General features: G+C 53.5%; 15 protein-coding genes. 10 read left to right on the top strand and 5 right to left on the bottom strand.

Features of this window, described 5'->3' with window-relative positions:
* Positions 1-22 precede the first annotated feature (22 nt).
* Both ACTJJ1_RS19055 and ACTJJ1_RS19050 read right to left on the bottom strand, forming a co-directional pair.
* Complete coding sequence (locus tag ACTJJ1_RS19055) at positions 23-2,797, bottom strand: AAA family ATPase (RefSeq protein ID WP_440834869.1); 2,775 nt, start codon at positions 2,795-2,797, stop codon at positions 23-25.
* 256 nt (positions 2,798-3,053) lie between these two features.
* The gene (locus tag ACTJJ1_RS19050; protein WP_202290629.1) at positions 3,054-4,019 is read right to left on the bottom strand and encodes a Dyp-type peroxidase; all 966 of its coding nucleotides are present in this window, start codon (positions 4,017-4,019) and stop codon (positions 3,054-3,056) included.
* A 616-nt stretch (positions 4,020-4,635) separates the two neighbouring features.
* On the opposite strand from ACTJJ1_RS19050, the gene ACTJJ1_RS19045 reads away from it, so the two are divergent.
* The 6 genes from ACTJJ1_RS19045 (at position 4,636) to moaE (ending at position 9,113) form a co-directional block, all read left to right on the top strand.
* Positions 4,636-6,045: a cytochrome ubiquinol oxidase subunit I gene (locus ACTJJ1_RS19045; RefSeq protein WP_013814067.1), complete on the top strand. Its 1,410-nt coding sequence runs from the start codon at positions 4,636-4,638 to the stop codon at positions 6,043-6,045.
* A gap of 1 nt (position 6,046) precedes the next feature.
* Positions 6,047-7,057, top strand: a complete 1,011-nt coding sequence (gene cydB, locus ACTJJ1_RS19040) for a cytochrome d ubiquinol oxidase subunit II (RefSeq protein WP_062789548.1) — start codon at positions 6,047-6,049, stop codon at positions 7,055-7,057.
* A gap of 28 nt (positions 7,058-7,085) precedes the next feature.
* Positions 7,086-7,232, top strand: coding sequence for a DUF2474 domain-containing protein (locus ACTJJ1_RS19035; protein ID WP_006327183.1), 147 nt, complete (start codon positions 7,086-7,088; stop codon positions 7,230-7,232).
* 159 nt (positions 7,233-7,391) lie between these two features.
* Complete coding sequence (gene moaA, locus ACTJJ1_RS19030; protein WP_440834865.1) at positions 7,392-8,378, top strand: GTP 3',8-cyclase MoaA; 987 nt, start codon at positions 7,392-7,394, stop codon at positions 8,376-8,378.
* Positions 8,379-8,416: 38 nt separating this feature from the next.
* A complete protein-coding gene (gene moaD / locus ACTJJ1_RS19025) occupies positions 8,417-8,662 on the top strand; it encodes a molybdopterin synthase sulfur carrier subunit (protein ID WP_004951848.1) in 246 nt (81 codons plus the stop codon).
* 1 nt (position 8,663) lies between these two features.
* Entirely contained in the window at positions 8,664-9,113 is a 450-nt protein-coding gene (gene moaE / locus ACTJJ1_RS19020) for a molybdopterin synthase catalytic subunit MoaE (RefSeq protein WP_004951845.1), read from the top strand.
* Positions 9,114-9,175: 62 nt separating this feature from the next.
* Here moaE and ACTJJ1_RS19015 read toward each other — a convergent pair whose 3' ends face one another.
* Positions 9,176-10,093 (bottom strand): bestrophin family protein, encoded by a 918-nt coding sequence (locus ACTJJ1_RS19015; protein ID WP_004951843.1) that lies wholly within the window; start codon positions 10,091-10,093, stop codon positions 9,176-9,178.
* 604 nt (positions 10,094-10,697) lie between these two features.
* Here ACTJJ1_RS19015 and ACTJJ1_RS19010 point away from each other — a divergent pair.
* Positions 10,698-11,768, top strand: coding sequence for an AI-2E family transporter (locus ACTJJ1_RS19010; protein WP_440834862.1), 1,071 nt, complete (start codon positions 10,698-10,700; stop codon positions 11,766-11,768).
* 43 nt (positions 11,769-11,811) lie between these two features.
* Here ACTJJ1_RS19010 and bcp read toward each other — a convergent pair whose 3' ends face one another.
* Both bcp and ACTJJ1_RS19000 read right to left on the bottom strand, forming a co-directional pair.
* Positions 11,812-12,276: a thioredoxin-dependent thiol peroxidase gene (gene bcp / locus ACTJJ1_RS19005; protein WP_006316879.1), complete on the bottom strand. Its 465-nt coding sequence runs from the start codon at positions 12,274-12,276 to the stop codon at positions 11,812-11,814.
* 2 nt (positions 12,277-12,278) lie between these two features.
* Positions 12,279-12,884 carry a glycine cleavage system transcriptional repressor gene (locus ACTJJ1_RS19000; protein WP_196229885.1) on the bottom strand — a complete coding sequence of 202 codons (606 nt, stop codon included), beginning with the start codon at positions 12,882-12,884 and terminating at the stop codon, positions 12,279-12,281.
* 110 nt (positions 12,885-12,994) lie between these two features.
* Here ACTJJ1_RS19000 and dapA point away from each other — a divergent pair, with 110 nt between their 5' ends.
* The 3 genes from dapA to purC all read left to right on the top strand — a co-directional run bounded on the left by dapA (position 12,995) and on the right by purC (position 15,910).
* A complete protein-coding gene (gene dapA, locus ACTJJ1_RS18995; RefSeq protein ID WP_004951829.1) occupies positions 12,995-13,876 on the top strand; it encodes a 4-hydroxy-tetrahydrodipicolinate synthase in 882 nt (293 codons plus the stop codon).
* A 16-nt stretch (positions 13,877-13,892) separates the two neighbouring features.
* On the top strand, positions 13,893-14,945 hold the full coding sequence (bamC, locus tag ACTJJ1_RS18990; RefSeq protein ID WP_004951828.1) for an outer membrane protein assembly factor BamC: 1,053 nt from the start codon (positions 13,893-13,895) through the stop codon (positions 14,943-14,945).
* A 251-nt stretch (positions 14,946-15,196) separates the two neighbouring features.
* The gene (gene purC / locus ACTJJ1_RS18985; protein WP_020828051.1) at positions 15,197-15,910 is read left to right on the top strand and encodes a phosphoribosylaminoimidazolesuccinocarboxamide synthase; all 714 of its coding nucleotides are present in this window, start codon (positions 15,197-15,199) and stop codon (positions 15,908-15,910) included.
* Positions 15,911-15,945: the final 35 nt, after the last annotated feature.

Raw genomic sequence — 15,945 nt, 5'->3', positions numbered from 1 at the left:
CGCCGCAAGACGGCTTTTTCACTTATGCCTGCGGCTCCGCGGGCGTTTGCGGCCCAGCCTGAGTAACAGGCGGTTCTGGTGTTGCCGGTGGGGCTGGATTCTCCTTGCTCGTGGGGATAGGTTTGTTAAACACGACCTTGTCAGTTGTTTGATCATAGCCAATCTCGACGCTGTCGCCCGACTTCAGGTTGTCGCCAAGAATTTCCTTCGCCAATCGGGTTTCCACTTCCTGGCGGATCCTGCGTTTCAATTCACGGGCGCCGAAGTCAGGCTGATAGCCCACGTCCACCAGGTGTTCCACCAGCGAATCGGCAATATTGAGGGTGATATTCTGAGCCGCCGCCGTGCGCGTTAAATGCTCAAGCTGGATATTCACGATTAAACGAATGTTTTCCTGAGACAGGGAGTTGAACACGATGACTTCATCGATGCGGTTCAGGAACTCAGGGCGGAAGTGTCCCTTGAGCACTTGCATCAATTCATCGTGAATCGCCTTGTCTGACTTGCGTTCCGCCTCCGGCAGCGAGGCGTTATTCATGATCACCGCAGAACCGAGGTTGCTGGTAGCAATGATGGTGGTGTTGCTGAAATCGACCACGCGCCCTTTACCGTCCGTCAGGCGGCCATCATCGAATACCTGCAGCAGCACGTTGTAGACGTCCGGGTGCGCTTTCTCGATCTCGTCGAGCAAAATTACACTGTAAGGGCGGCGTCTTACACGCTCGGTCAACTGGCCGCCCTCGTCATAACCCACGTACCCCGGAGGGGCACCGATCAGGCGGGCTACGGCATGGCGCTCCATGTATTCCGACATGTCGATACGGATAATGGCCTGTTCGTCACCGAACACCGTTTCGGCGATGGCCTTGGCCAGCTCGGTTTTGCCGACGCCGGTAGGGCCGAGGAACAAGAAGGTGGCGATAGGGCGGTGTGCCTGGCTCAGCCCGGCGCGCGACAGGCGTACGGCGTCGCTGACGGCCTCGACCGCGTCATCTTGCCCGACCACGCGTTCACGCAGTTTGTCTTCCATATTGAGCAGTTTTTTCCGCTCTTCCTGGGTTAACTCGGTCACCGGGATGCCGGTCAGGCGCGACACCACTTCAGCGACGGAAGACAGGGTGACTTCCAGCGTCTCTGACCCCGTTTTGCGCTGCCAGGCTTCCGTTAACTCATCAAGACGCGCACGTTTGTCACTAATTTGCGTCTCGAAGCTTTTAACGTCGTCAAACTTTTTACGGGAAGACGCCGAGTCTTGCTCGCGTTTCAGGTGGGCGATTTCCGCTTCCAACTCCTGAATATCAGCCGGCCGGGAGGTGGCGGAAATGCGGACGCGGGCCGCCGCCTGGTCAATCAGATCGATGGCCTTGTCCGGCAAGAAGCGTGACGTGATATAGCGATCGGACAGTTCGGCCGCAGCGACGAACGCTTCATCAACAAAGGTCACCTGATGGTGCGCTTCCAGCTTGTCGCGCAGGCCACGCAAAATGACGATGGTCTGGTCGACGGTCGGTTCCGGTACTAAAACCGGCTGGAATCGGCGTTCGAGCGCGGCATCTTTCTCGATATGCTTTTGGTATTCATTGAGGGTTGTGGCGCCAATCAGGCTCAGTTCACCGCGCGCCAGCGCCGGTTTCAGCACGTTGGCAATGTCCAGGCCGCCTTCGCCGCCGCCCTGACCGGCACCGACAATGGTATGGAGTTCGTCGATAAACAAAATCAGTTCGGCATTTTTCTCGCTGACCTCATCAATCAACTGTTTGGCGCGTTCTTCAAATTCGCCGCGGTATTTTGCGCCCGCCACCATGGAGTTGATATTCACTTCGACCAGGCGTTTGCCCCGCAGCACTTCAGGCACGTCACCTTTGACAATGCGCTGCGCCAGCCCTTCCACTATGGCGGTTTTGCCCACGCCAGGTTCGCCGATCAGCACCGGGTTGTTTTTCTTGCGGCGGGCAAGCACCTCAATGGTACTTTCAATCTCCTGCGCGCGGCCGAGCACCGGATCCAGCTTGCCCTGGCGCGCCATTTCAGTCAGATCGCGGCCAAACTTATCCAGCGTTGGCGTGCCCGTCGGGGTGTCGATGCGGCCGTCTTCCGCACCTTTCCCCACAAGCTTCACCACTTTCTGTCGCAGAGCGGCTGGGGTGACGCCGTATTTTTTCAACAGGGTACCGGCAATGCTGTCCGGCACTTCACTGAGCCCGATCAGCAAATGCTCCGGGCCAACGTAGGAATGGCCCAAATCGCGGGAGACCTGAAAAGCGTACATGAAGGCTTTTTTCAGCCGTGGGGAGACCGTCATGTCTTCCAGAGTGGCGCCGGTTTCGGCGGCCCCCTTGTAAGCATGCTGGTCAATGTAGGCCTTGATGTCCTGCGGCGACAATTTGAGTTCCGTCAGCAGGGCGGAACAGACATCGGTATCCGCCAACACATACAGCAGGTGCTCGGTATCAAGTTCACTGCGGTGCAGTTCATACGCTTTTTCTGCCGCGCGTTGCAGCAGCTCAAGCGTTTGTTTGCTGAAGGCGTCGGTGGCATCGACGGATTCGCGCGGGACTTCCGCAGAAAACCCGGACGCTTCTTCCGCCGCTTCGTCTTCCGTTAACTCATTAAAGAAACGCGATAAGGCACCGCCGCCACCCAACAGGGAGTCGAAAGGATTGAGAATATTTTGGTGGCGCGTCAATTGCCGGTAATCGTAATCACAGATTGCAATGGATTTCCTCTGACCATTTTGCATTACTGTCACACGGCCCGATGCCGGGCGGGCATGACAAATATCACATAAAATAGGCATGGTGAATTAACTCCTATCAAGTTAAAGCGATTTAACTTCAATAAAACAGGCGTTTTGGAAATGTCTGTTATTTATTTAATCTTGTCGGATTAAATAATGGCGTTAACGAATTTGATGCCGACTCCTTATTGGTGGTGAGTTAAGGCATCGTTTTCACAATGCCGGTTTGCAAAATGAAATGCATTCAGCATTTTCAGTAAAATGCTGGATGCGTTACTCTTTTATGACATTTTAATAATGGGGGCCGGCCGTGACGTCAATGACTATTGGGCGGCACACTGCGCGTCGACAAGGCTTCTAATAATGTCAGCGATGGAATAAAGAATAATCCGCCGGTAACGGCATGGCTGAAATCCAGTAAACGATCATAATTACCCGGTGGAAGGCCAATAATCATATTTTCAAGCATTTGTTCGATCGGCGCCGGGGAGCGGGCATAGCCGATAAAGTAGGTGCCGAACTCGCCCATACCGGGTCTGCCGAACGGCATGTTATCGCGCAGGATCTTTACTTCGTTGCCGTTCTCATCTTCCAGCGTGGTGAGGGAGCTGTGGGATGAGGAAGGTTTTACGTCGGCATCCAGCTCAATGTTGGATTGTTTATGGCGGCCGATAATGCCCTCTTGCTGTTCAACGGTCAGTGCATTCCAACCTTTCATATCATGCAGATACTTCTGCACCAAGGCGTAACTGCCGCCGGCAAAGGCACGGTCTTCCTCACCCACTACGGTGAAGTCGATGGCTCCGTGGCCCTCAGGGTTTTCGGTACCGTCGACAAAGCCGATCATGGCGCGTTGATCGAAATAACGGAAACCCTGAACTTCATCCACGACGGTGACGGCATCGCCGAGTTTATTCAGCAACTGGGTCGCCAGCTCAAAGCACAGATCCATTTCTTCGGCACGAATATGTAAGAGAATGTCACCGGGCGTAGCGACGGCGACACGGCCGCCGGATCCTATTTCACGAAAAGGATGCAATTGCGCCGGGCGCGGAAGGCCGAAAAGCGTATTCCAGGCGGTGGAACCGAATCCGCAGACGCATGACAGCCGCCCATCCGGCGATCTTTTCGCTACCGAGCGCACTACCGCCGCCACGTCGGCACACCAGTTACGTACGGTGGCGTGGTGTTCCGGCGTGTTTGTTATTGTCGCGACAATGAAGATGGCACTGCGCGTAACAGGGCTAAAAACTGCCTGTGAATCATCATAATACGTGCTCATAAGTCGTCTACCATCCAGTAAAGGTTAAATATGATATTTAAAAAGCAACAATAACTGATGTAAAACGCATTAAATATAGAGCTACCTTTTTTACTTTGCATTGTCAATGTTGAAACAACCTTTCCAAATAGCATATCAAAACTTAACAAGGTGCGTGATAGATTGTATCTATTGCGCAATAAAATTAACCAATTTGACGAAATGTTATTGGCAGGTAAAATTAATTCACAAGGCGAGGGAAACTGAGAAAAACCAAGGGAAAATTAGCTGAGAAAAAAGGGCGGTAAGTTCGGAAGACATGCCGTTAAAATTTAAAATAAAATCATCTGCGTCGCTGAGGCGCGTCGAGGCTAATTAATTAGCCCGGTTCTAACCATGTTCGTGCCCATAATCCAACCCTTGGGGCACCCGCAGGCCTGTTTGGTTAAAAAGTACGGCCAGGAAGTTAAATAATTACCGGCATTAAAAAATTACGGTATGAGGTTTTCCTCATTTTTTGCGTGGCTCATGTAAAAGTGGTGGCCAGCTTTTTAATGGATATCGTGCAGTGACCTGGAATAGCAATATAACTCATGGTTTATAAACTTATCAAAATGGTGATACACAGGGGTGAACAATGTTGGGATTAGATGCCTTCCATTTAGCGAGGATACAGTTTGCCTTTACTGTCTCCTTTCATATTATTTTTCCGGCTATTACCATCGGGCTCGCGAGTTTTCTGGCGGTGCTGGAAGGTTTGTGGCTGAAAACGCGTAATGACACCTACCGTGAGCTTTATCATTTTTGGTCGAAGATATTTGCGGTCAATTTTGGTATGGGGGTGGTGTCAGGTCTGGTAATGGCTTACCAGTTTGGCACCAACTGGAGCGGTTTTTCGCAGTTCGCCGGCAGCATTACCGGGCCGTTATTGACCTATGAAGTGCTTACCGCTTTCTTCCTGGAAGCCGGTTTCCTCGGGGTTATGCTGTTTGGCTGGAACCGGGTAGGGCGCGGGCTGCATTTCTTTGCGACCTGCATGGTCGCGCTGGGGACGCTCATCTCGACCTTTTGGATCCTGGCTTCGAACAGCTGGATGCACACGCCGCAAGGCTATGCGATCGAAAACGGCATTGTGGTGCCGGTCGACTGGCTGAAAATTATCTTTAACCCGTCATTCCCTTACCGTTTATTGCACATGTCTACCGCCGCTTTCCTGGCCAGCGCCTTCTTCGTCGGGGCATCGGCTGCTTGGCACCTGCTGCGGGGCAATGATTCGCCGGCGGTGCGCAAAATGTTCTCCATGGCGCTCTGGATGGCGCTGTTTGTCGCCCCGATTCAAGCGGTTATCGGCGATGCTCACGGCTTGAATACCCTGGAGTATCAACCGGCGAAAATTGCCGCCATTGAAGGCCATTGGGAGAACAAGCCGGGTGAAGCCACGCCGCTGGTGCTGTTCGGCGTGCCGGATATGGAACAGGAAAAAACCCGTTACAAGCTGGAAATTCCTTATCTGGGCAGCCTGATCCTGACGCACAGTCTCGACAAGCAAGTACCTGCGTTGAAAAGCTTCCCTAAGGAAGATCGCCCGAATTCCACCATCATCTTTTGGTCGTTCCGCGTGATGGCCGGTTTGGGCATGCTGATGATTCTGCTTGGCGTCGTCAGCGCATGGCTGCGTTGGAGAGGCCGTTTGTATCAGTCGCGTCCTTTTTTGTGGTTCGCGTTGTTAATGGGGCCTTCAGGCCTGATTGCGTTGTTGGCCGGGTGGTTCACCACTGAAATCGGTCGTCAACCCTGGGTGGTCTACGGGGTGCAACGGACCCGCGACGCCGTTTCCGCGCACGGTGATATGCATATGACCTTCAGTCTGCTGGCCTTTATCGCGGTGTATTGCTCGGTGTTCGGCGTTGGCTATATGTACCTGATGCGTCTGATCAAGAAAGGCCCGGGGAGCGACGATACGCATGGCGCCGTTGTCGACGGCACGCCGGCTCGTCCGCTGTCTGCGGTTCAGGATCCTTTGAACAAGCCGGAAGGGAGAAACTAACATGGGCATCGATCTTTCAATTATTTGGTTCACCATCATTGTATTCGCCACCCTGATGTACATCGTGATGGATGGTTTCGATCTCGGGATTGGTATCCTGTTTCCGTTCAATAAGGACGCCACCGAACGCGACATGATGGTCAATACCGTGGCGCCGGTCTGGGACGGCAACGAAACCTGGCTGGTGTTGGGCGGCGCGGCGCTGTATGGCGCTTTCCCGCTGGCCTATGCCGTTATCACCGATGCGTTGTCCATTCCGCTGACCGCGATGCTGATTGGCCTGATCTTTCGCGGCGTGGCGTTTGAATTCCGCTTCAAGGCCACGCCGGAGCATCGTCCGTTTTGGGACAAGGCGTTTATTGTCGGTTCGATCCTGGCGACCTTCAGCCAGGGGGTTGCCGTCGGGGCAATATTGAATGGCTTCGAGGTCACCGGCCGCGTCTACAGCGGTTCGGCACTGAGCTGGCTGGCACCGTTCCCGCTGTTCTGCGGCCTCGGCCTGGTGGTCGCCTATGCGTTATTGGGCTGCACCTGGCTGATTATGAAAACGGAAGGGGCCTTGCACCGCAAGATGTCCGAGCTGGCGATCCCCTTGACGCTGGTGCTGCTGGCCGCCATTGCCATCATCAGCATCTGGACGCCGTTAGCGCACCGAGATATTGCCGCGCGCTGGTTCACCGCGCCGAATATTTTCTTGTTCCTGCCGGTGCCGCTGTTGGTTCTGGCCTTTGCCTGGGGCATCGTGCGGGCGGCGTATAACCGCCGGGCCAGCTATGGTCCGTTCCTGATGACCCTGGGCTTGATGTTCCTTGGTTTCAGTGGCCTGGGGATCAGTATTTGGCCGAATATCATCCCACCGTCGATCTCCATCTGGCAGGCGGCATCACCGCCTCAAAGCCAGGGCTTTATGCTGGTCGGCGGGTTGCTGATTATCCCGGTCATCCTGGCTTACACCTGCTGGAGCTATTACGTGTTCCGCGGAAAAATCAAACCGGACGAAGGTTACCATTGATCGATAACGTTGCCAGGAGACGAATATCATGAAACCTGTAACAGACAGCCACCCGGCCTTTTGGCGGCGCTTGATGTGGATGATGGCCATTTGGGCCGCCAGCGTGCTGGCCCTCGGCGTAGTGGCATCGGTATTTAAACTGCTGATGGTCGCAGCCGGCATGAAGTCTCACTGAAAAAACAAGCAGCCAGGCTATGGGGTTAACAGATAGCCTGGCTTTGCTTTTCGGTCAGCCTCGGGGCAATCAACAGCAACGCCATTATTTTCCGCTCTGACACTTAAGTCATAAGTGCCTGATGATTTCTTGTTACCGCTCATTTGGAAGGTATTGCAGATGTCGACATTTACCGATCCCTGGGAACGTAAGTTCTATTATTTGCGGCTCTCCATTACGGATGTGTGTAACTTCCGTTGCAGCTACTGTTTGCCTGACGGGTATCGTCCCACCGGGGGCAACAACAAAAGCTTTCTGACGTTGGATGAAATTCGGCGGGTTACGCGGGCTTTTGCCGCCTGCGGCACGGAAAAGATCCGTCTGACCGGTGGCGAACCCTCACTGCGCAGAGATTTTGTCGAGATCATTGAAACCGTCAGACAAAACCCGGAAATCAGCAATATTGCCATGACCACCAATGGTTACCGCATGGCGCGTGATGTGGCGCGTTGGCGGGCCGCTGGGCTGACGTCCATTAACGTCAGCGTGGATAGCCTGGACGCCAACCAGTTTCACGCCATAACCGGCCAGAACAAGTTCAGGCAGGTCATGGACGGCATTGACGCCGCCTTTGCGGCGGGGTTTGACAAGGTCAAGGTCAATGCCGTTTTGATGCGCGGGATCAATCATCATAGCCTGCAGACGTTTCTTGACTGGATTAAGCATCGCCCGATTCAACTGCGTTTTATCGAACTGATGGAAACGGGGGAAGGGCGAGACCTGTTTCGCCAACATCATATTTCGGGAGAGGTGATCCGCGAACGCCTGGTCGCCATGGGGTGGCAGCGCCGGGAACAAGAGCGCAGCGCAGGCCCGGCTCAGGTATTTTTCCACCCGGATTACCAGGGGGAAATCGGCCTGATAATGCCGTACGAAAAAAACTTCTGCGCCAGTTGTAACCGGCTGCGGGTTTCCGCAACGGGGAAGTTGCACCTGTGCCTGTTTGGTGACGGCGGCATTGGCTTGCGTGACCTGTTGCAGGCCGACAGCAGCCAGCAAGAGTTGCAGGAGCGTATTGCGCACAGTTTATTGCAGAAAAAGCAAACGCATTTCCTGCATCAAGGGAATACCGGCATCACGCAAAACCTGTCGTTTATCGGGGGGTAAATTTTACTGGAGAAAGACCATGACCACACGGGGGGATCATGATTGACGTTTTATTCTTTGCTCAGGTACGTGAGCTGATCGGTTGCAACCATCTGCAACTCCCTGCCGACTACGCCACGGTGGCGACGTTACGTCAGGCGCTGTCGCTAAAAGGCGACCGTTGGGCACTGGCGCTGGAGGGCGATAAACTTTTGGCTGCGGTAAACCAAACGCTGGTGCCTTTCGATCACCCCTTGAATGCCGGTGATGAAGTGGCCTTTTATCCGCCGGTAACCGGGGGTTGAGATGCAAAACAAAATCATCGTCGATACCGAGAGTTTTGATATCGCACGGGAACATCAATGGCTATCAGCCTCAGAGACCGAGGGCGCTGTGGTCACTTTCGTCGGCAAAGTAAGAAACAATAATCTGGGCTGTGATGTCAATGCCCTGACGTTGGAACATTATCCCGGCATGACCGAAAAGTTGTTGGCGCAGATTGTTGATGAAGCCCGCTTCCGTTGGCAACTGGGGCGGGTGGTCGTGTTTCATCGCATTGGCGAGTTGCGGGCAGGCGATGGCATCGTTTTGGTCGGCGTCAGTAGCGCTCATAGAGCCGACGCCTTTCTTGCCGCAGAATTTATTATGGATTATTTGAAAACCAAAGCGCCATTCTGGAAAAAGGAATCAACGCCGCAGGGCGAACTATGGGTTGCCGCAAGGGATAAAGATTGCGTGGCAGTTGAACGTTGGTAGTTATCTGAACATTTGATTCCCATCAGGCTTCGGCACGGTGTACACCGTGCCGAAGAGCGGCGTCAGATCAGATTGAAATAACGGTCGGGTTTGAGCAGGGCAGGCAGAGGTTTTTGATTGTTCATTTCCATCAGATTACGTTCGATGGTATTGCAGATGGCATTCAATGGCAGATCATTGGCGCTGGTACCAAAGGGGTCTTCCAGTTCTTCGGCCAGTGAGTCCCAGGATAAAAAGGTATAGGAAATAAACACGGAAACGAACGGCGTCATGTAATGCAAATCAGAAACCAGCGCAAACGGCAGCAAGGAACAGAATAAATATACGGTGCGTTGCAGGATCAGCGTGTAGGCGAAAGGCACCGGCGTGTTGGCTATTCTTTCGCAACCGCCGAGAACATGTGCGAGTTCATCCAGTTTATTATCGAGCATTTTATAGGTGACGTCGCTTAATTTACCCGCCAGACGCAATTTGCCAATCTCATCGCCCAATAATAACAAGACTCTGTTAGTGGGCATTGGGCTGGCGATGATCTCCGAGAAAGCCTCTCGCGGTAAAATGCGATATAAGTCAGCCGTGGGATCGGTGTTTCTTAATTGGTGCTTCAAACTCCAGCTAAACGCAATAAGATATTTTGCTATTTCTTCATGATTTTTTTTATCTTCCGGAAGCAGGTTTTTTAATTGTCTCAATAATGTGCGCTCCGCTATCAGCAGGGTTCCCCATAACATTCGCGCTTCAACAAAGCGGCTGTAGCTGGCGCTGTTGCGAAAACCCAGAAAAATAGCGATGGCGATCCCCAACAGGCTGAAGGGGGCAATGGTGAGATGTATGCCAAGTTGTTCATACCATTGATAAATGATGATGGCGACAATAGACATGAGGATATTTAAAAACAGGCGGAAGGTGATTTTTGACAACACCGAACCGTGCCAGTCAAACAGGCGGAGAAACCAGTGTTGGTTTGGGCGAATAATCATGGGTTTACTACTCCCTGGTAGCTTACTTTTGGCTGTGATTGTTTTAGTGATGAATAATGATCATGGCCGATAATATGTAACAATATATGAGATTTTCTCATTGGCAAGTGAATGTTTACTGTATGACATAGGGCGATGATGATCAGACTCTCTGAGTCGGTGTTTAAATTATCTGATTTATTTATTCAATAATCAATACATCCAAAAAATAATTAAGATTGTGCTGCTAAGATAAATAAGAGTTATTGAATGACCCGCCGTTTTTACGCCCCGTTTTCGTTTAATGGCCGTGACGCGGGGGCTAAATGAGAATAAAGAGTATTTTCTGCCGACGGAATGCCCTGCGCGTTGCCGGGATGTGCGGATTGCGATTCGTCTCGGTTTAAGGATACGCTTGCCCTGGGCTCTGGTATTCTTATGGAGCGTGTTGTGAGTTGGGTGTTCTCCGGAACGGCAAATCCAATCCGTTTGGTGTTGAAGCACAGCGAGCTCGTCGGGTACTTTGCGTGTTGGCGTGCCCAAACCTGTACCCCATTCATTTCATGAAAAGACCAACCCCAGGAACCGCAATGCCTGCCAGTCAAACCTCTAGGAGCACTCTCTGATGCTGGAGATGTTATTACAGTGGTACCGTCGTCGCTTCACCGATCCGCAGGCTATCGCCCTGCTGGTGATTCTGGTCGCCGGGTTCCTCATTCTCTATTTTCTGCATGGTATTTTGACGCCGCTGCTGGTGGCCATCGTGCTGGCGTATCTGCTGGAGTGGCCGACCGCGCGGCTGCAGCGTATCGGCTGTTCGCGCAACTGGTCGGCGAGCCTGGTGATGATCATGTTCGCCGGCATCGCGATGCTGCTGGTGTTTGTGGTGGCGCCGACCGCCTGGCAGCAGGGCATCAACCTGATGACCGATCTGCCGGGGATGCTCAATCAATTCTATAACTTTGCGGCGACGCTGCCGAAGCGTTATCCGGCGCTGGTCGATGCCGGCATCATCGATATGATGGCGGAGAATCTGCGCGGACGGTTGTCGGGCATGGGGGAGTCGGTGGTGAAATTCTCGCTGGCTTCACTGGTCGGGCTGCTGACGCTGGCCATTTACCTGATTCTGGTGCCGATGATGATGTTCTTCCTGCTGAAGGACAAAGAGCAAATGCTCAACGCGGTGCGCCGCGTGCTGCCGCGCAATCGCGGGTTGGCGGGCCAGGTGTGGATCGAGATGAACCAGCAGATCACCAACTATATCCGCGGCAAGGTGCTGGAGATGGTGATCGTCGGCGTGGCGACCTATCTGGTATTCGTTATTTTGGATATGCGCTATTCGCTGCTGCTGGCGGTGCTGGTCGGTTTCTCGGTGCTGATCCCTTATATCGGCGCGGTGTTGGTGACCATTCCTGTGGTGGTGGTGGCGATGTTCCAATGGGGCGTCGGCGCCGATTTCTGGACGCTGATCGTCGCCTATCTGGTGGTGCAGGCGCTGGACGGCAACCTGTTGGTGCCCATTTTGTTCTCCGAAGCGGTCAATCTGCATCCGCTGGTGATTATTCTGTCGGTGATTATCTTTGGCGGACTGTGGGGCTTTTGGGGCGTGTTCTTTGCTATCCCATTAGCCACGCTGGTGAAGGCGGTGATACACGCCTGGCCGGATGAACTGCGGGTGGAAACGGAACAAGATTAAGCGGAAATGACGAAGCGCAGCAGGCCGCTGCGCTTCGTGAGCATTATTGCTGCAGGTAACTCAGAACGATGTCGTGATGATTGGTGGTTTTGAAATCATCAAACACTTTCTCGACTTTACCCTTGGTATCAATCAGGAAGCTGATACGGTGAATGCCGTCATAGGTTTTCCCCATAAAGGTTTTTTCACCCCAAACGCCGAACTGCTGCGCCACCTGATGATCCTCATCAGATAACAGCGTGAAATTTAACAACTCTTTCTCGGCAAAACGCGACAGCTTCTCTGGTTTATCCGTGCTGATGCCCAGCACTTCGACACCCGCTTTTTTCAAGTCATCCATGTTATCCCGCAGACCGCAGGCCTGAACGGTGCAACCCGGCGTCATCGCCTTCGGATAAAAATAAACAAGCACTCGCTGTCCCTGGAAGTCGGCCAAATTAATTTCCTCACCGTCCTGGTCAGGCAAACTAAATTTCGGCGCTGTGTCACCGGCTTTCAATGGGCTCATCACTACTCTCCATCTTTCTCATCATGCTGTGGATAGTTAACAACGCTAATACTGCCTTGTGCGTTCAATTCTGTACATAGGTGATGGAAGGCTTGCTCAATATTTGATGCATCCGCGTTGCCGGGGCTGTGCGCGGTGATCTGAATGTAAAGCTGCGGCGGCAGGTGACCTTCCGCCGGTTGGGTTCTGGACACCAGCTCGGCAATGTTCATCTGGCTGGAGTCGAACAGATCGGTGAAGCGTTCAATGATGTGCGGCGAGTCTTTCACCTCAACCTGCACCCACACCGTGGCCGGCATCGGCGGCCTTTCATGCGAATTGGTGCGTTTCATCACAATCAGCAGCTCCATCTCCGCGCCTTTTTGCGGCAGAGTGGATTCAATCAGGGTAATCGCGTTCCAACTGCCGGAAAGCAGCATGATGAAAGTGAACTCCTCACCCAGCATGGCCAGACGGCTATCTTCGATATTGCACCCGCAGCTGCTGACGTGGCGGGTGATGGCATTGACGATTCCGGGGCGGTCGGCGCCGAGCGCGGTAATCACGAGATAGTGTTCATCTGGCTTAGGCAAAATGGATCTTCCTGTCGTGCTCAATGGGGTTACCATGGTAAACATAAAAAAAACCGCCTGCCAAGCGCTTACAACGCTGTTGTTTGCTTGCTTTTGGATAGGTAGCAAAAGTACCATGAGTGACTTGTTTGTGGAGGGGACGGCCAATGTTTACGGGAAGTATTGTTGCACTGGTTACGCCGATGGACGACAAAGGTGCTGTCGATCGTGCGAGCCTAAAAAAACTGATTGATTATCATGTAGCCAGTGGGACCTCGGCCATTGTTTCCGTAGGGACGACCGGCGAGTCCGCAACGCTTGCCCATGACGAGCACGTTGAGGTGGTATTGCAGACGCTGGAACTGGCCGCGGGCCGCATTCCGGTGATCGCCGGTACGGGCTCCAACGCCACCGCCGAAGCCATTTCGCTGACCAAAAGCTTCGAAAACACCGGCGTAGTAGGGTGCCTGACGGTAACGCCTTACTACAATAAGCCGACCCAGGAAGGGCTGTACCAGCACTTCAAGGCGATTGCCGAAAGCACCGAGCTGCCGCAGATCCTCTATAACGTGCCTTCACGCACCGGTTGTGACATGCTGCCGCCGGTGATTGCGCGTTTAGCAAAAATTAAGAATATTGTTGCCGTTAAAGAGGCAACAGGGAACTTAAGTCGTGTAAGTCAGATCCAAGTGCTGGTTGATGATGAAGATTTCATTTTGCTGAGCGGCGATGACGCCAGCGGTCTGGATTTCATGCAACTGGGCGGCAAAGGGGTGATTTCCGTGACGGCCAACGTGGCGGCGCGTGAAATGGCGCAGCTTTGCACGCTGGCAGCGCAGGGCAACTTTGCTGAAGCACGCCGCCTAAATCAGCGCTTGATGCCGTTGCATCAGGATTTGTTTGTAGAAGCAAACCCAATTCCGGTGAAATGGGCCTGTAAGGCATTGGGATTGATGGCAACCGATACGATGCGTCTGCCTATGACGCCGTTGACCGACGCTGCTCGTCCGATCGTTGAGCGCGCGTTAAAAAGCGCCGGTTTGCTGTAACTCTAAGGGAAATTTGATGGTTTATTCATTGCAAAAGTCGACGGTAGCAAAAGTCGTGGGTATTTCGCTGGTTATGATGCTGGCCGCCTGTACCACCGATCAGCGTTACAAACGCCAGGTCAGCGGCGATGAGTCTTATCTCAACGCGTCGGAGCTCAAACCGTTGAACGCGCCGGCCGGTATGATCCTGCCGGTGCAGAGCGGGAATTATGATGTTCCGGCAACCACGCAGAAAGGCGGCGTTGGCAAGCAACTGGATATTCGCCCACCTGTGCAGCCGTTGGCGTTGCTGAGCGGTTCACGCGCGCAGTATGCCGGCGACAGCGGTACGCTGCTGCTGGAAAACAGCCCGCAGAACCAGAACCTGTGGTCACGCGTCGTCAGCATGTTGCAGACGAAAAATATCGCGATTGCCTCGCGTCAGGACGCCGGTCAGACCCTGACTACCGACTGGGTGAAATGGAACCGTCTGGATGAAGACAACCAGTACGAAGGCCGCTACCAGATCAGCGTGCAGCAGCAGGGTTACCAGCAGGCGCTGGTGGTGAAAACCGTCGGTTTGCAGCAGCAGGGTAAAACCGAGCAGATTACCGATCCTTCCGAAGTGCAGCGCTACAACGGCATGATGATGAACACCATTGTTGAAGGCCTGGACAAGCAGGACAACCTGGTGAGCAGCCAAACCGCTAACCGCTTCGGCGCGCTGGACGTGCAGAGTGGCGCGGATGACACCGGCTTGCCGATGTTGGTCGTGCGCGGTCCTTATACCGTAGTGTGGGATCGCCTGCCTGCGGCGTTGGAAAAACTGGGGATGAAAGTGGGTGACCGCAGCCGTCCGCAGGGCACCGTCGCCGTGACCTACAAATCCCTGAGCGGTAGCGACTGGGATGCGTTGGGCGCCAAGGATCCTGAACTGACCGAAGGCGATTACAAACTGCAGGTCGGTGATTTGAACAACCGTACCAGCCTGCAATTTATCGATCCGAAAGGGAAGCCGTTGACCCAGTCGCAAAACGACGGGTTGGTTGCGGCATTCCAGGCTGCGTTCAGTAAAACCAGCGTTAAATAACTAAAAAAGGGGCTGGGGCCCCTTTTTGTTTTATCGGCACGGTATCGTTTGCGTTCCAGGTTTGGCACAATATACCCATCATTCTTGAAGCTACAGCTGTGTTGGCTGCGTGCACTCACCCCAGTCACTTACTTGAGTAAGCTCCCGGGGATTCCTGCCCTTGCCGCCTTGCTGTAACTCCAATTATTTTGGGTATATCACACCTGTGTGTTGAAGCGTTTTTAAAACAATTCTTTATTGGAGTATGTAAGATGCAAAAGCTAGCTGAGTTGTATCGCGGAAAGGCAAAAACCGTCTACACCACCGAAAACCCCGATCTGCTGGTGTTAGAGTTCCGCAACGATACGTCAGCACTGGATGGTCAGCGCATTGAGCAGTTTGATCGCAAGGGCATGGTGAACAACAAGTTCAACCATTTCATCATGAGCAAACTGGAAGAAGCCGGCATTCCGACGCAAATGGAACGCCTGCTGTCCGACAACGAAGTGCTGGTGAAAAAGCTGGACATGGTGCCGGTCGAATGCGTGATCCGCAACCGCGCCGCCGGTTCGCTGGTGAAGCGTTTGGGCATTGAAGAAGGCCTGGTGCTGAACCCGCCGCTGTTCGACCTGTTCCTGAAAAACGATGCGATGCACGATCCGATGGTCAACGAATCCTACTGCGAAACTTTCGGCTGGGTGAACAAAGAGCATCTGGCGCGCATGCGTGAGCTGAGCTACAAAGCGAACGACGTGCTGAGCAAGCTGTTTGACGACGCGGGCCTGATCCTGGTCGACTTCAAGCTGGAGTTCGGTCTGTTCAACGGCGAAGTGGTGCTGGGCGATGAGTTCTCGCCGGACGGCAGCCGCCTGTGGGACAAAAACACCCTGGACAAGATGGACAAAGACCGTTTCCGTCAGAGCCTGGGTGGCCTGATTGAAGCCTACGAAGAAGTTGCGCGCCGCATTGGCGTGAAACTGGACTAAGCGTCCTCCCGCAATACGGGGCTATCCTGCCGGAG

The organism is Serratia sp. 22264 (assembly GCF_052045345.1).
Taxonomy (GTDB): domain Bacteria; phylum Pseudomonadota; class Gammaproteobacteria; order Enterobacterales; family Enterobacteriaceae; genus Serratia; species Serratia plymuthica.
Note: the sequence above shows the minus strand (reverse complement) of the source record. Positions and strands in the feature narration are given on the sequence as shown.

Excerpts from the sequence above, each read along its gene's own strand:
- ACTJJ1_RS19015 (WP_004951843.1), bottom strand. The coding sequence starts at position 10,093 with ATGATTATTCGCCCAAACCAACACTGGTTTCTCCGCCTGTTTGACTGG.
- ACTJJ1_RS19035 (WP_006327183.1), top strand. The coding sequence starts at position 7,086 with ATGAAACCTGTAACAGACAGCCACCCGGCCTTTTGGCGGCGCTTGATG.
- dapA (WP_004951829.1), top strand. The coding sequence starts at position 12,995 with ATGTTTACGGGAAGTATTGTTGCACTGGTTACGCCGATGGACGACAAA.
- bamC (WP_004951828.1), top strand. The coding sequence starts at position 13,893 with ATGGTTTATTCATTGCAAAAGTCGACGGTAGCAAAAGTCGTGGGTATT.
- bcp (WP_006316879.1), bottom strand. The coding sequence starts at position 12,276 with ATGAGCCCATTGAAAGCCGGTGACACAGCGCCGAAATTTAGTTTGCCT.
- purC (WP_020828051.1), top strand. The coding sequence starts at position 15,197 with ATGCAAAAGCTAGCTGAGTTGTATCGCGGAAAGGCAAAAACCGTCTAC.
- cydB (WP_062789548.1), top strand. The coding sequence starts at position 6,047 with ATGGGCATCGATCTTTCAATTATTTGGTTCACCATCATTGTATTCGCC.
- ACTJJ1_RS19000 (WP_196229885.1), bottom strand. The coding sequence starts at position 12,884 with ATGGTAACCCCATTGAGCACGACAGGAAGATCCATTTTGCCTAAGCCA.
- ACTJJ1_RS19010 (WP_440834862.1), top strand. The coding sequence starts at position 10,698 with ATGCTGGAGATGTTATTACAGTGGTACCGTCGTCGCTTCACCGATCCG.
- ACTJJ1_RS19045 (WP_013814067.1), top strand. The coding sequence starts at position 4,636 with ATGTTGGGATTAGATGCCTTCCATTTAGCGAGGATACAGTTTGCCTTT.
- moaE (WP_004951845.1), top strand. The coding sequence starts at position 8,664 with ATGCAAAACAAAATCATCGTCGATACCGAGAGTTTTGATATCGCACGG.
- ACTJJ1_RS19050 (WP_202290629.1), bottom strand. The coding sequence starts at position 4,019 with ATGAGCACGTATTATGATGATTCACAGGCAGTTTTTAGCCCTGTTACG.
- moaD (WP_004951848.1), top strand. The coding sequence starts at position 8,417 with ATGATTGACGTTTTATTCTTTGCTCAGGTACGTGAGCTGATCGGTTGC.
- ACTJJ1_RS19055 (WP_440834869.1), bottom strand. The coding sequence starts at position 2,797 with ATGCCTATTTTATGTGATATTTGTCATGCCCGCCCGGCATCGGGCCGT.
- moaA (WP_440834865.1), top strand. The coding sequence starts at position 7,392 with ATGTCGACATTTACCGATCCCTGGGAACGTAAGTTCTATTATTTGCGG.